Annotated in this window: 10 protein-coding genes; 7 read left to right on the forward strand and 3 right to left on the reverse strand. The window is 35.3% G+C overall.

Going from position 1 to position 14,710, the window contains the following annotated elements:
• Nucleotides 1-130 precede the first annotated feature (130 nt).
• Nucleotides 131-2,689 carry a T9SS type A sorting domain-containing protein gene (locus J0M08_02385; protein MBN8701882.1) on the reverse strand — a complete coding sequence of 853 codons (2,559 nt, stop codon included), beginning with the start codon at nt 2,687-2,689 and terminating at the stop codon, nt 131-133.
• A 155-nt stretch (nt 2,690-2,844) separates the two neighbouring features.
• Between J0M08_02385 and J0M08_02390 the strand changes: the two genes are divergently transcribed.
• The 4 genes from J0M08_02390 to rfaE2 all read left to right on the forward strand — a co-directional run bounded on the left by J0M08_02390 (nt 2,845) and on the right by rfaE2 (nt 7,030).
• Entirely contained in the window at nt 2,845-3,324 is a 480-nt protein-coding gene (locus J0M08_02390; protein MBN8701883.1) for a CvpA family protein, read from the forward strand.
• A gap of 75 nt (nt 3,325-3,399) precedes the next feature.
• A complete protein-coding gene (locus tag J0M08_02395) occupies nt 3,400-4,008 on the forward strand; it encodes a TetR/AcrR family transcriptional regulator (protein MBN8701884.1) in 609 nt (202 codons plus the stop codon).
• Between the two features lie 56 nt (nt 4,009-4,064).
• Nucleotides 4,065-6,446, forward strand: a complete 2,382-nt coding sequence (locus J0M08_02400) for a TonB-dependent receptor (GenBank protein MBN8701885.1) — start codon at nt 4,065-4,067, stop codon at nt 6,444-6,446.
• A 71-nt stretch (nt 6,447-6,517) separates the two neighbouring features.
• On the forward strand, nt 6,518-7,030 hold the full coding sequence (gene rfaE2 / locus J0M08_02405) for a D-glycero-beta-D-manno-heptose 1-phosphate adenylyltransferase (GenBank protein ID MBN8701886.1): 513 nt from the start codon (nt 6,518-6,520) through the stop codon (nt 7,028-7,030).
• Nucleotides 7,031-7,219: 189 nt separating this feature from the next.
• Here the strand turns inward: rfaE2 and xth are convergent, their stop codons facing one another.
• Together xth and J0M08_02415 are read right to left on the reverse strand one after the other, a co-directional pair.
• Complete coding sequence (gene xth, locus J0M08_02410) at nt 7,220-7,987, reverse strand: exodeoxyribonuclease III (GenBank protein ID MBN8701887.1); 768 nt, start codon at nt 7,985-7,987, stop codon at nt 7,220-7,222.
• Nucleotides 7,988-8,005: 18 nt separating this feature from the next.
• Nucleotides 8,006-9,547 (reverse strand): hypothetical protein, encoded by a 1,542-nt coding sequence (locus tag J0M08_02415; GenBank protein MBN8701888.1) that lies wholly within the window; start codon nt 9,545-9,547, stop codon nt 8,006-8,008.
• 120 nt (nt 9,548-9,667) lie between these two features.
• On the opposite strand from J0M08_02415, the gene J0M08_02420 reads away from it, so the two are divergent.
• The 3 genes from J0M08_02420 (at nt 9,668) to J0M08_02430 (ending at nt 14,701) form a co-directional block, all read left to right on the forward strand.
• Complete coding sequence (locus J0M08_02420; protein MBN8701889.1) at nt 9,668-11,713, forward strand: T9SS type A sorting domain-containing protein; 2,046 nt, start codon at nt 9,668-9,670, stop codon at nt 11,711-11,713.
• A gap of 379 nt (nt 11,714-12,092) precedes the next feature.
• Nucleotides 12,093-12,500: a thiol-disulfide oxidoreductase DCC family protein gene (locus J0M08_02425; protein ID MBN8701890.1), complete on the forward strand. Its 408-nt coding sequence runs from the start codon at nt 12,093-12,095 to the stop codon at nt 12,498-12,500.
• Nucleotides 12,501-12,670: 170 nt separating this feature from the next.
• Nucleotides 12,671-14,701: a tetratricopeptide repeat protein gene (locus J0M08_02430; protein ID MBN8701891.1), complete on the forward strand. Its 2,031-nt coding sequence runs from the start codon at nt 12,671-12,673 to the stop codon at nt 14,699-14,701.
• Nucleotides 14,702-14,710: the final 9 nt, after the last annotated feature.

The raw sequence follows: 14,710 nt of genomic DNA on the forward strand, positions 1-14,710 counted from the left end.
ATAACAAATTAAGACCTCATCTAGCATTAAAAATGAAAACGCCTGATGAAGTACATAAGAAAAAATCCCGATCACCTGAGGCAATCGGGATTATTTAAAATCCGTCAACTTATTTTAGGACGTTACATAACTATTGAATAATCAATCTTTGTACGCCTCTCTTTTCTTTGCTTTCAACCATTATTAAGTAAACACCAGGTGTTAAGTAGTCGGTTTTTATTTGCTTCGATTGGTCTGAGATGGTTTGTGTTAAAACGACTTGTCCCATCAGATTGGTAATCTGTAGTTTTTTCGAGTCTCTAGAATTGTCTTTTTGTATTACTACTATATAATCGTTTGCCGGGTTAGGATACACATCAAAAAACAAGGTTTTCGGTAATGACAATGTATTTACGCCTAGACCTGAGTCTGCCACAAAAACAGGAAGTGAGCTAGATGTTCCTAAATTCCACATCCACCAGCTTTCTGATGTAATAGCGGGAATATTTGATGTTCCGTTTTTTGCAATGGTAGTGTTTGTTGTTCCTATAAGTCCGCCTTTATACGCTTCTATGTTTTGATTTTCGGAAAGGCGGGAATCAAAGCAAACCCATTGTTTTAAGCCTTTATCCCAAATTTGCACATCATCTCCACTTGTATTGTTTGCAACCGATGGTTGGTTGTAGTTTGTTTCCAACTCTCCCGTAATGAATATACTATCACCAATGCTGGTTATGTCTCTCAAATAAGTTCCATAATTATCTACATTTATACCTCCACCAAGGGGTTTTGCTTTAGCGCTATCTTGACTATAATAAGCAATATTGTTTATTCCTCCTGCTCCTGAGTAGGTACCACCAAAATCGCCACCGAAATATACATCCCCATCATTAGCCACATGTACCGATCTAATTTTATTGCCGCTTCCAAAGCCATGAATAACTGTAGCGTTTGTTCCATCGTATTTATAAAGGCTTTGTAAATTGGTAAAGTATAACGAACTATCTATGGAAGACACATCAAACGCATTATACAATTGATATGTGAACGATGTATAAACTAGAGGATTTCCTGAAAAGGTTTTATTTATCCAGTTTGTACCATCAAATTCATACAAATCTTCGGCTAATACGAAATACTTTCCTCTTATAAAACCACAACCCCAAGCATCTTTGTTACTGCTGGAGCTAGGTATTCCTGAACCAATTTGAGTAAATGTGTTTGTAGTTTCATTGTACTCAAATAAAAAATTAAAATAATTATTTCCGCTTATCGTTTTTGCCTGAAATACCGCAAGTAGCGATTGGTTGTTTTTGTGTCCTATTGCAGCCGGAATAACATTTGTATGCGATGCAATAGAAGGTATTTTAAAGGCAGTATCTATTAATCCGGTTTGTAAATTAAACTTTGCCAATTTTGCATTAAAGCTTTGTGAATAGTTAAAATATATTTTATCATTTATTGGCCTTACTTGTCTAAAATTTTCTGCTGCATTCGAAAAACTAGGCTTTATTCCATGATATAGCCTATCTGCAATATTCGATTTTTTAGATTCAATTAGAAGTGCATCTGTCGTTTGTAAAACATATATATCCCCATTTTTTGCGTCTGCTGTCATTCCAATAATTGAAAAACTCGATGCTGTAGTTGGATTGTTAATTGTAGCCCATTTTCCGGAATTATATCTGGCTATTTTTTTTGCATTTACTTGTTGGTTTAATGTGTTGTCCCAAAAATATAAGTCAGCAGAAGAAGTAGAGCCTACAAAAATTCCAGTAGAGGCTACTGATATGGCAGAAACCGCTGCATTGGAAGTAGATGAAGAAAATCGTGTGGTAGCTGTATCCCAAGCAGCTCCGTTATACATTAAAATACCATAATAATTTTGACCATTGTATTGAGAAAAGGTGCCTCCCACATAAATTATATTATTATACACATCTATACATGAAATAGTTGTGTTGTTTGAACCATACGTAATTGGCACACCGGAGGCCCCCAATTGACTTATGCTACCGTTGTGGTATTTGGCTATGCTCTTTATATTTTGTGCACTAGGCTGGGAGGTAAGTTTAATGGTCGTAAATGCACCAACAAGATATAGGCTGTCTAAATTTTTCTTTATTTTTTTTACTTCAGCATTAGTGGTAATATAGTTTGTTATTGCCGTTGCAGTAGCTTTGTATGTTATATAATTTCCGCTTGAATTTGCTGAAGTAGAAAAATAAATATCGCCATTTAAAACAGCTATAGATTTTACTTCAGCATTTGATGGAGATAATGATGGAAATGCAGCTGTTGTAACTGAGCTCCACTGTTGTGTAGTAAAATCATATGCCGCCAATTTATCAAACGATGTGGCTCCTATTTTAGTAAAAGTACCCACTATATATAACTTATTTTGGTCTATAACCGCTGCTTTTACTTCTCCATTGGGCTCATCTGCCAATCTATACCATCTTCTTGTATTTTTCTCATATAAAGAAATATTCTTTGCAGTATCGCCATATGCGTTTCTAAACTTACCTACAACCACAACGTAATTACCCGTGTTTACAATTTCTTTTACAGCTACAGCGGGGGAGGAAAAATTGGGATCGGAAAAGCCTGAACCTAGGTGTTGATAATAAGAACCTCCACTATAGCAAGATGTTTGTGCAAAATAACTTAAGGAGAAAATACAGGATAATAACAGTAAGGTTTTTTTCATATTTTATGTTTTTATTTATAACACAATATATTAAAAAATTTATTTTTAGAAACTGATTATTATTACATTGAATAAATATTTTCAATGCACTCTATATTAAAGTTATTTGTTCTAGACTTCTTTCAAATCGACACTGTTTCAATATCTATTTAAGTATGAGTAAAACGGACTACATGTTATCTGTGCCACTTCTTTGGGGGCTAATACACGGCTACAGAAAAGGATTTATTATACAAATAGCGTCTTTGCTGGCATTGTGTATAGGTGTATTGGGAGCTAGGTATGTAGGCGATTTAATAGCACCACAAATTATAAACACTCTTGGTGTTGATTTAAAAAGTGGAAAATTAATTGGATTTGTTTTCGGTTTTTCCATTATTACTATTTCTATTTTATTACTTGCAAAGCTACTCGAGCTTCTTATTAAAATTGCCATGTTGGGGATCATTAACAGGCTGATTGGTGCTTTGTTTGGGCTACTAAAGTGGTATTTGATTGTAAGTGTTTTTGTTGCAGTGTATGAGCGATTGCATGTTTATAAGCATCAAGAAACAAGTAAGAATGATGATAAATCGTATCTATATCCGCTCTGCTTTAATACTGGTAATTATATAATTAGTTTAGGGGATAAGTAACACACAAAGAAAAACGATAAAATTCTTGACAAACTAAACACTGTTTATTATATTTGCGGTGTAATTATTTTTCAAATGGGAATTAGCGAACGTAAGGAACGAGAAAAAATAGAGATGAAAAGCCTTATTTTAAAGGCAGCCCAAAGGCAGTTCCTAGAATTGGGGTATGACAAAACAAGTATTCGCTCGATTGCAAAGGAGATAGAATTTAGTCCTGCTACGCTTTATTTGTACTATAAAGATAAAAACGAACTGCTGTACGATTTGCATACAGAAGGGTTTAAACTGCTTTTTGCGAGAATGGTTCCGTTAGCAAATATAAAAGACCCTATGCAACGGATATACAAAACCGGGCTTGCATACTTGAATTTTGCTTTTGAAAATCCGGAATACTACGAGTTAATGTTTATGATGACAGCTCCTATGGAGTGCATGACTGATAAAGATTGGAAAGAGGGTGATCAAGCGTTTGGGTTTTTAGTGTCTTCTATAGAAGAATGCAAACAAAAAGGACATTTTAAAAAGCACGAATCGGGTAGCTTAGCTTATTTGCTGTGGAGCAATGTTCATGGATTAGCTAGTTTGAAAATAAAAGATAGAATGCGTGTGTGTGACGAAACAGGCAATAAGGCTGATGTTTACACAGCTTACGAATATTTTTTTAATATGATAAAGAAGAACTAAAAAAATTTATCTCAACACTAAACACTGTTTATAATAATTACATATAAAACAAAAATATGAAACACTCTATTAAGCTTCATCTAATCACAATTTTTATGCTAGTTGCTAGAACGCTATTGGCGCAAGAACAAGCAAGTACGCAAACTATAAAAGGGCAAATTACAGATAAGGTAACGCATGCGCCTATACCTGGGGTAACAATTGTATTGCAAAAGCACACTCCGCTTAAGGGCACCACAACTGATATTGATGGATATTATAAATTGACGGGCGTTCCGCTTGGACGACAAGAAATTAAAATTTCTTTTATTGGTTACAATGAACTGGTTATTCCGAATATATTGGTAACAGCGGGAAAGGAAGTGGTTATTAATGTAGAGTTGGAAGAAAATATTAATCAGATGAATGAAGTTGTGATAAGTGCAAATTCGAAAGATAAAACGCTTAATGAGATGACTAGTGTATCGGCACGCACATTCAGTATGGAAGATGTTACACGCTATTCTGGTTCTAGAAACGACCCCGCTCGCATGGCATCAAACTTTGCAGGTGTAAGTAATTCGGATGATTCGCGCAACGACATTGTTATTCGAGGTAATTCACCTACCGGTATTTTATTTAGAATAGATGGTGTTACAGTATCTAATCCAAATCACTTTTCTACATTGGGCACTACTGGTGGACCAGTAAGTGCATTGAACACAAATGTTTTAAAGAGTTCGGATTTTATGACATCGGCTTTTCCTGCAGAATATGGTAATGCCACAGCCGGAGTATTTGATTTGGGTTTTAGAACCGGCAATACGGAACGTCATGAATTTACTGCACAAATAGGGGCTTTTACAGGATTGGAACTTTTAGCAGAAGGACCAATTTCTAAAAAAAATGGTTCTTCTTACTTGATTGGCTATCGTTATTCTTTTGTCGATTTTGCTCGTAAAGCGGGTATTCCGGTGGGAACGAATGCTACTCCTCAATACCAAGATGTGTCTTTTAAAGTGTCATCAGGTGCAGGAAAGCTAGGTAGAGTTTCTTTGTTTGGTTTGGTTGGATTAAGTAAAATAGATTTTTTAGCAAATGAAATTGATAGCAATGATTTGTTTGCAGACCCATCTCAAAACTCTTATTTCTATTCGAATATGGGAATGGTGGGTATTAATCATTCGATAAATATTGGTAGCAAAACATTTTTAAAAACAACTGTTGCCACAACAATTAATGAAGCACAATATATTCAAGAAGCAATACTCACAGATGGTAGTACCGCCAGAAACATTGAAAACAAAGACACATACACAAATTATTTTTTCTCGTCAATTCTTACACATAAAATAAACTCTCGTTTTAATTTAAAAGGAGGGGTGTATGCACAACAACAGAATATGAATTTATTTTTACGAAGCAGACAAAATAAGCCAGACTGGATTGTTATGAGAGATTTTGGCGATGGGGCTTTGCTTGCAGAAGCTTTTGTTCAAGGACAATATAAATTTACAGATCAATTAAAAGCAAACGTGGGTTTACACACACAAAGCTTTTCCCTAAATAATACCAGCGCTATAGAACCTAGAGCAGGATTGGTGTATCAACTGAACGAAAAAAATTCTATCAATCTTGGTTACGGCATGCACAACCAAATTCAACCACTGCCAATATATTTTTTTGAAACTACTTATGCCGATGGAAGCCGCAATGCAACCAACAAAGATTTAGGCTTTACGCGCAGTCAACATTTTGTGTTAGCATATAATACTACCCCTATAAAGGATTACAGAATACGCGTTGAAACGTATTATCAATTAATTGACAATGTACCTGTAGAACCTACTAACAGTAGTTTCTCGATGCTTAATACCGGAGCTTATTTTATTTTTCCGGATAACGATTCGTTGGTAAATACGGGAACAGGAAATAACTATGGAGTAGAACTCACTCTTGAAAAATTTTTTAGTAACGGCTTTTATGGTTTAATTACTGGCTCTTTGTACGATTCAAAATATAAAGGCAGTGATGGTGTTGAACGAAATACAGCATTTAATAATAAATATGTGTTGAATGTATTGGGTGGTAAGGAATTCATTGTGGGAAAATCGAAACAAAACGCTATAACGGTTGATTTTAAAGTAACTACAGCGGGCGGACGTTTTTATACGCCAATTGATTTGCAAAAATCTAAACTAGCAAATGAAGAAGTGTTGGCGGGAGACGATTATGCATTTACCAAACAAAACACCCCTTATTTTAGAGCTGATTTAAAATTTGGATATAGGTTTAATAGCAACAAAAGAAAAGTGTCGTATCAATTCTTTTTTGATATGCAGAATTTAACCAATAACAAGAATGTGTTTGTACAGCGCTATAATAGGCTTAATCAGAAGGTAAACACACTATACCAAAGTGGATTTTTTCCAGATTTAATGTTTAGAGTGCAGTTTTAATATTAAATAGACAGTTGAAAAGACAACTGACTAAACTAAAAACTATACCTTTATGCCTATATTTTAGACAGATGCAACCACTAGTAAAGTACAATTTGCAAATAATTGCTGATAAGATTTATAACCCAAACGACCTTGTTCGTGCTATAGCTGCTTGGCGTTTAAAAGACAAGAAAATTGTGTTTACCAATGGCTGCTTTGATCTGTTGCATCTTGGGCACATTGATTATTTGAGTAAAGCTGCGGATTTAGGTGATGTATTAATTGTAGGTGTAAATTCAGACGATAGTGTAAGGCGATTACAGAAAGCTCCATCTAGACCTATTCAAGATGAAAAAAGCAGAAGCACAATTATTGCAGCATTACATTTTGTAACTGCTGTAGTAGTTTTTAACGAAGACACTCCCTATGAATTAATAAAACATATTCAGCCGGATGTTTTAGTAAAGGGAGCTGACTACACTCTAGATAAAGTAGTGGGTAGAGATATTGTTGAAACAAGAGGCGGAAGGGTAGAGTTGATAAACTATTTGGAGGGTTATTCAACAACAAGAATTGAGAATAAAATAAAACTAACTAACTAATGTTATTTCACCCAATCACTTGATTTGAAAAACATCTATAGAGTATTCTGTTGTAAAAAGTGATTACAGCCCTCGTTCTTTATCTGAATGCGATTGTACAACGTCATTTTTGCGAATAGATTTTAGATGTATAGACTACAAACTACATTAATAAATGTAGAAAGAGGTTTTGGGAGAAACCTTCATCTTTTAAAAATCAATCTCAATCAGCATTGGACAATGATCGGAATGTTTAGCTTCTGGAAGGATTACAGCTCGTTTCAACTTGCTTTTAAGCGACTCACTTACCAATTGATAATCGATACGCCAACCTAAATTTTTTGCACGTGCATTAGCCCGGAATGTCCACCATGTATAGTGATGTGGATCTTGATTAAAAACACGAAAGGAATCTACAAAACCACTCTTCATAAAAGTATCAATCCATTCGCGCTCTTCAGGCAAAAATCCGGATGAGTTGGCATTGCTAATCGGATTGTGAATATCAATTGGCTTGTGACAAATATTATAATCTCCGGCTATAATTAAATTAGGGCGAGTCTTTTTAAGTTTGTCAATGTATTTTTGAAAGTCATCTAGCCACACCATTTTAAATGCTTGTCGCTCATCACCACTAGAGCCGGATGGCATGTACACACTCATTACCGATACATCGCCATAATCAACGCGCAACACGCGACCTTCGGCATCATACTTTTGTATGCCACATCCAACTTCTACATGCGTAGGTTTTTGTTTGCTGAATATGGCAACACCGCTATAGCCCTTTTTTTCGGCCGAATGCCAGTAGTGTGCGTACCCTAGGTCTTCTAATACTTTGGTATCAATCTGTTCTACATTTGCTTTAATCTCTTGCAAACAAACAATATCGGGATTTACTGATTTCAACCAATCAATCCAACCTTTGCTCATAGCGGAGCGTATGCCATTTACGTTGTATGTAATTATTTTTTTCATCGCGTGTAAAAATATAAATTAATCTTCCGACTTGTACATTTTCTTGTATATATCAAACATCGGTTTGTTGTCAATTTTACTTTTAATCCAAACCAAAATATCAAACTCGTAAAAGAAATACGACTCGTATCTGTCTTGCCTTTGTTTAGATAAATCTCTATATAAATTTCGGAAAGCATTTTTCGTTAAATCTCCGTTTCTACCTGCACCATGCCACATAAACTTCAGAATAATTTGTGGACTCGTTTTCTCATTCAACTTTTTCCTATATAGCCACATATAAATTGATTTGGCAAGTGAGCTTATGTAAAATACATCCTTCTCTTCATACCTAATAATTAGTGTAATTATTTTTGCATACAACCCTAAATTAACAGATGAATATTGATGACTATTTTTATTTATTAACCCAATCAACTCTTTTACTTTTTTAAATTTGTTTAAATAGAAATAGGACACAAGTAGGGTTAAAAAGAAGTTAGATATAGTTGCCGAATCAATTTTAGCAGAATGTGTTTTAAGAAAAGCTTTGGCATAGATAATCTGCCTATAACAACTTACCCTACTTTTAAGAGACAGATAGCAAATAAGTTCCTCCGATAAGCACCTAAGCATATACCCTTCAAAAGATAAAATATTAAAAGATTCGTTTACATAACAAAGCTGTTTTGTATTCTCTATTATTTGCAACGCTTCGTTTACTCGTTTGTTTTTAGCTGCAATCTTTGCTAAATTTAACATGCTGGCAATCCGATTTTCCGCCCGGAAGAATGGCGACTCTCCCATTTCAGCATAAACATCAATTTTCTTTTTCAAATTTATATATGCATTCACAAAATCAAATTTTGCAAACGAAATTGTATACAACAATTGATAATAAACTTCTTTGCTTCTTAAACTGGCGGGTACTTTATTTATTTTATAACGAGCCGTAAGCTCGTCAATTTCTTTTGACAATAAATAACTTGGGATTTTGTCGTGAGCAGCATGTGTATCTTGAATTCGAATAGAAAGATTAAAATAACTATTGATTTCTTGTAGCTCTTGATTAATTGCTTCTGAGGCAGTTAAGACTTCTGCTATTTCATGTGCATATTCCTTATGGCTTCGATGAGATAACAGTAAATTTTTTTTGATTCGCGTAGAATATGCTAAAAACTCCATAATTGACGATTCCCTACTTCTCTTAATAATTCTATCGCATTGTATTAATGCCTCTTCCGGCAGGGACTTAGATTTAAGTATCTCAATATTTTGAAATCCATTTGTAACTTCAAACAAAATACTTTTCTCTGAATTATAATTTCTTAAGGCTTTTAGAATAAGGTTAGTTAAATACTGTTTTGTTTGAGAAAAATTTTCTTTCTTGATTATTTTAGACAACAACAACTTAAGTTTTTTCTCATCATATTCATTTTGTTGCTCAATGGCATCCATTAATTTAATGTAGGTAGGATTATCAGATTGCAGCTTAGCGAATTGCTTTATGTAGCGCTTTTCGCCCTTGTTTAATGTTTTAATAATATAGAATAGGTATTTATTATTAAAGTTGGAAACCATATTTTTAATATTATAATAATCTAATTTACAATTATTTATATTTAAATAATACGTATATAATACATATAATTTAAAACAAATGTTAACCAGTATGATGTCAAATTATTACTAGATTCGGCAATGATTTATTTTGCAAAATATTACATCAAACTATTCTGTCTATTTTTCTTTCTATCACTCTGTACGAATGTATATGCGCAACCTCCTTATTTTTCTTGGGGTAAATCAGGAGCTGGAGCCGGATCGAACGACCCTAGCTGGGATGTATCAATAAACAGTAAAGGAAGCATATTCTTCGTTGCTAATTACCTTGACGCAAGCACAGATTTCGACTCCGGAGCTGGCACTGCAACACTTACAGCTGTTGGGGGGAATGATATTGCCGTTGTGAAATACAGCAGTGGCGGTAGCTATACATCTATGTGGGGTATTGGCTCAACAGGAGAAGATACAGCCAAAAGCATAACGATAGATGGAAACGACAATTTACTAATTGCGGGTACATTTAGTGCTACAGCAGATTTTGACCCAAGCGGCAGCACAGCCAATCTTACATCTAATGGTAATTTAGACATTTTCTTTGCAAAGTACGATAGCTCTAGTACCTATTCCTGGGCTTATAATATTGGGTCAACAAGCAAAGATGCTGCTACTGCAATTGCTGTAGACGGAAGCAGTAACGTTTATGTAGCAGGGTATTTCCAAGGAACGATGGATCTTGATCCGGGAGCAGGAACATCTACCGTGAGTTGTGCGGGGGGCACAGATGCATTTGTTGCTAAATACAATAGCAGTGGGGTTTATCAATGGGGGTTTGCAATTGGCGGAACAAGTGGAGACAACATTCTTAGTTTAGAAATTGATGGTAGCAGCAATGTTCTGGTAAGTGGATATTTTAATGGCACTATCGATTTAGATCCGGGGGTGGGTACTGCAACAGTAACCTCTGCGGGAGGCGCAGACGCATTCTTGGCCAAATACAATAGCTCCGGAACATATCAATGGGGTGGGAAAATAGGCGGAACCGGTAAAGATGTTGCTCCCGCAATAGACCACGATGGTTCAGATAATGTTTATATAACAGGAGAATATACCGGTACAGCCATTGATTTTGATATCGGGGCAGGGTCTTACACATTAACTGCGGCAACCATAGGGCAAAGCATGTTTGTAGCAAAATACAACAGTAGCGGAACCATACAATTTGCAAATAGTTTCGGCTGCTCTTCCACTGCATGTACAGCATTTGGATCTGCTTTGTGTTTAGACGCTAGTGACAATGTATATCTTGGTGGGTCTTTTTCCGGCAGCATTGATTGGGATCCGGGCGCAGGTACAGCGAGCTTAACTGGATGTGGATTCATGTGCGGATCCTATGATGGATTAATTGCAAAGTATAATAGCAGCGGAACTTATCAGTGGGCGGCAAAGTTCGGATACAACCCCACAGAGTCTGTTGTTGCTATGAAAATAGACCTTTCCGGCAATCCCGTTTTTACAGGTAATTTTACTGGAGGAATGGATATTGACCCTACTACAGGATCTACTACTATAGTAACGGGTGCGCCCGGTCACCTAGTCGCTAAATGGACAACAGGAAATCCTTTACCTATAGAGCTTTTAGAATTTAACGCTCGATCCGTTGAAAACAAAGAGGTTGAGCTTACCTGGACCACAACATCCGAAACAAACAACAGTTACTTTACAATTGAGCGCAGCAAAGATGCCGAGGCTTTCGAATCTATAGCAACGATAGTAGGTGCAGGAAACTCAAACTCTCTAAAAAACTATCAATTCACCGACAAAAGCCCTTACAAAGGGGTTTCCTACTACCGCTTAAAACAAACCGATTTTGATGGCAAAGAAGAAAGCTTTGAAATAAAAAGCGTAGAGCTGTTCGAAACCGATTTTTCCATTACCTGCAATAACCCTGTAAACATTGAAGAATTTGACTGTACAACAAGTATAGAAAAAGGAAAAAAAATGGAAATTACTTTTACAGACATGTATGGTCGAATTGTTTATTCATCTATCAAGAAATATGAAGAGATACAAGATGCTTGGCAAGAGATTAAACAATCTAAAGTAACTTCTGGAATATACTTGCTTTCTGTAAATTCAGATACGAGAACAAATTCTTTAAAAATTGTAATTACAGCTAATTAATTTTTTCTGTATTGCTAATCAAACATCGCATTTTATAAACTTCATAAGTAATTCTGCTTTGTGAACATATACCTTTTGTTGCTAATTTCCTTTTAGCTACCAATCCTTTTAACCCTAAATAGACAGTTGGAAAATACAACTGCCTACAACTAAATATTAGTAAGGCTTTTAGGGGTTTGAATAAGTAAGGGAGCCTTACTTATACTAAGTTGGGGTTACCCGTACTAAGACAGATAGTGCGCTTTTTTCAAAAGCTTCTACTGTCTAAATACGGTTTAATTATTACCAGCCAAAACAACAATAAAACGAACATGCTATTTACTGCACAAATAGTATCTTTGGCTCAACTATTAAGAAAGTGCCTACCAACCAATTGTTCATGAACACAAAGGAAACGAACATTTTGCTATTTGACGGGGTTTGCAATTTTTGTAATAAATCGGTTCAGTTTATTATTAAAAGAGATTCATCCGAAAAATTTAAATTTGCTTCACTGCAATCTGAAATAGGACAAACATTGTTAAAAAAATTCGGATTAGAAACTTCTAATTTGGATTCATTTGTCTATATAAAAAATGATTCCTATTTCGTAAAATCGTCTGCTGCTTTGCACGTACTAAAGGAACTGGGCGGAATATGGCAACTGTTTTATTTTCTATTAATTATCCCCAAACCACTACGGGATTTTGTATATAACTTCATTTCAAAAAGGCGCTACCAACTATTTGGGAAGAGAGACTCCTGCATGATTCCAACCGATGCAACGAAACACCTATTTTTAGATTAAAGTAAACTAAAGAACAGTCGTTTCCCTTGATTTAATTTTTTAAAAGGGGTTGTATAGTCCACTCTTATTGGCTTTAATAAAAACACAGTAAAGAACAATTTTGTACCATTACCTACAAGACCTTTATTTGGTATATTTTCTTATTTTTACCTACAACCGATTTTAAAAAGATGGCAAAGAAAACTATAACTACTCCTAAAACCGCTAAACAAACCATAGCAGATGCACACTCGTGGTGGATAGGCAAAGCTTCTTTTTTTGAGCTAAAGAATTCGATGTACACGTTTATATATCAGGCGGTACTTATTTCCATTATTGGATATGTGTTTTATCAAAATTCGTTTGAAAACGAATACGCACTAGATGATGGTATTGTGATTGTACAAAATGAATTTGTGCAAGGTGGAGCCGATTCTATTTGGGGAATTTTTACGAACGATGCCTATACTAGTTTTTATAGACAAATGGGGTCCTCTCAACAGCTATCCGGTGGTCGTTATCGTCCGCTTTCTATTGTAACTTTTGCCATTGAGCAAGAGTTGTTTACCGACTCCATGTCTTTAGACGAAACACCGTATGCCCCGGTAAAGAAGGGTTTTAAGATACCTAGCAAAAAATTACAAGCATCTATTGGTGTAGATGAAAATGGCAAGCCGAAAGATTATAACATGCATTTGGCGCACATACGGCACAAAGTAAATGTGTTTTTGTACATATTTTGTGCGGTATTGTTATTGTATTTTTTGCGATTCTTTTTGTTTCAAAAAGTGCCGGATATCGCATTTTTATCGGCACTGCTTTTTTTAACGCATCCTATACATACTGAGGCAATATCTAATGTAAAAAGTAGGGATGAAATAATGTCTTTGATATTTATTACACTCACATTTATGAGTGTTTTCAAGTATTTTGACACGAAGAAAATACTATATATACTGTTAGGTGGTATATCGTTTTTCTTGGCATTGCTGTCGAAAGAATATGCTGTAACGCTTATTGCGCTTATTCCTATTGCGTTGTATGTATTTAGAAAAGCAACTTGGACCAATGCAATTATTACCATGTTGCCATATTTTGCGGTGCTTATTATGTACATGAGTATTCGTGTAAATATAGTGGGAGCGTCAACCATTGAAAATCCAGAAGTACTTAATAACCCATATTTATATGCAAAAAAGAGTCAGAAATTGCCTACAAAAATTTCTACGGCAAGCAACTATTTTAAGCTACTAGTGTTTCCACATCCGCTGTCTAGCGATTACTCATATAACCAAATTCCTTACAAAAGCTGGAGCCATTGGAGTGTTTGGCTGTCATTGTTATTGCATGGGGCTATTATTTATTACGGATTTAAATACGTACGAATGCGCCATCCGCTTGGCTTTGCAATAATGTTTTATTTGGCATTTTTGGCCATGATTGCCAATATACTTATGGACATAGGTGCTACCATGGGCGAACGTTTGATATTTCACTCTTCATTAGGCTTTGTAATTGCAGCATCTTATCTACTAATTTATTTAATACACAAAATAAGTTCTGCGGGCAAGGTTGTTCAAACAATTGTTCTTTCGGCATTTTTATTGTGTGTAACCTCACTTTATGCAATTAAATCATGGGAAAGAAATTTTGATTGGAAAAACGATAAAACTCTTTTCATAAAAGATGTGGAAATTGTTCCAAACAGTGTACTTGTGAATGGTAATGCCGGTGCACGTTGCATCGATTTGGCCGATACTGCCAAAGTAGAGAAAAACCGCTTAGATCTTTTATACAAAGGCATTAGTTACTTAGATAAAGCTACACGTATCCATCCAAAATATGTAAATGGATTTTTAAATTTAGGATTAGCAAACTATAAATTGAAAAATTTAGAAGCTAGTGATGCTGCCTGGGCTCGAGCAAGACAACTGTTTCCTACAAATCCATATCTGCGAAAATTTACACCACTGTTGGCGCAAGAGTTTTTAAATCGTGCATTCAAAAAAGCTGAGAAAGGCGATTTAAAGGGGGCTTTGGCAGATATGCAAAAAGCTGTACAAAATGACAGTGGCAATCCAAATCATTGGTATCATTTAGGAGGCGCTCATTATAGTTTAGGTGAGATTGATAAAGCTCGTGAAGCTTGGACGCAGTGCTTGAAGATAGATCCTAAAAATGTAGAGGCTCAAAAAGGGTTGGCCGCATTACCGGTTAGGTAAAAACAGCCT

The organism is Bacteroidota bacterium (assembly GCA_017303975.1).
Taxonomy (GTDB): Bacteria; Bacteroidota; Bacteroidia; order JAFLBG01; family JAFLBG01; genus JAFLBG01.

Coding starts and splice junctions, on each gene's coding strand:
- J0M08_02385 (MBN8701882.1), bottom strand. CDS start 2,689: ATGAAAAAAACCTTACTGTTATTATCCTGTATTTTCTCCTTAAGTTAT.
- J0M08_02390 (MBN8701883.1), top strand. CDS start 2,845: ATGAGTAAAACGGACTACATGTTATCTGTGCCACTTCTTTGGGGGCTA.
- J0M08_02395 (MBN8701884.1), top strand. CDS start 3,400: ATGGGAATTAGCGAACGTAAGGAACGAGAAAAAATAGAGATGAAAAGC.
- J0M08_02400 (MBN8701885.1), top strand. CDS start 4,065: ATGAAACACTCTATTAAGCTTCATCTAATCACAATTTTTATGCTAGTT.
- rfaE2 (MBN8701886.1), top strand. CDS start 6,518: ATGCAACCACTAGTAAAGTACAATTTGCAAATAATTGCTGATAAGATT.
- xth (MBN8701887.1), bottom strand. CDS start 7,987: ATGAAAAAAATAATTACATACAACGTAAATGGCATACGCTCCGCTATG.
- J0M08_02415 (MBN8701888.1), bottom strand. CDS start 9,547: ATGGTTTCCAACTTTAATAATAAATACCTATTCTATATTATTAAAACA.
- J0M08_02420 (MBN8701889.1), top strand. CDS start 9,668: ATGATTTATTTTGCAAAATATTACATCAAACTATTCTGTCTATTTTTC.
- J0M08_02425 (MBN8701890.1), top strand. CDS start 12,093: ATGAACACAAAGGAAACGAACATTTTGCTATTTGACGGGGTTTGCAAT.
- J0M08_02430 (MBN8701891.1), top strand. CDS start 12,671: ATGGCAAAGAAAACTATAACTACTCCTAAAACCGCTAAACAAACCATA.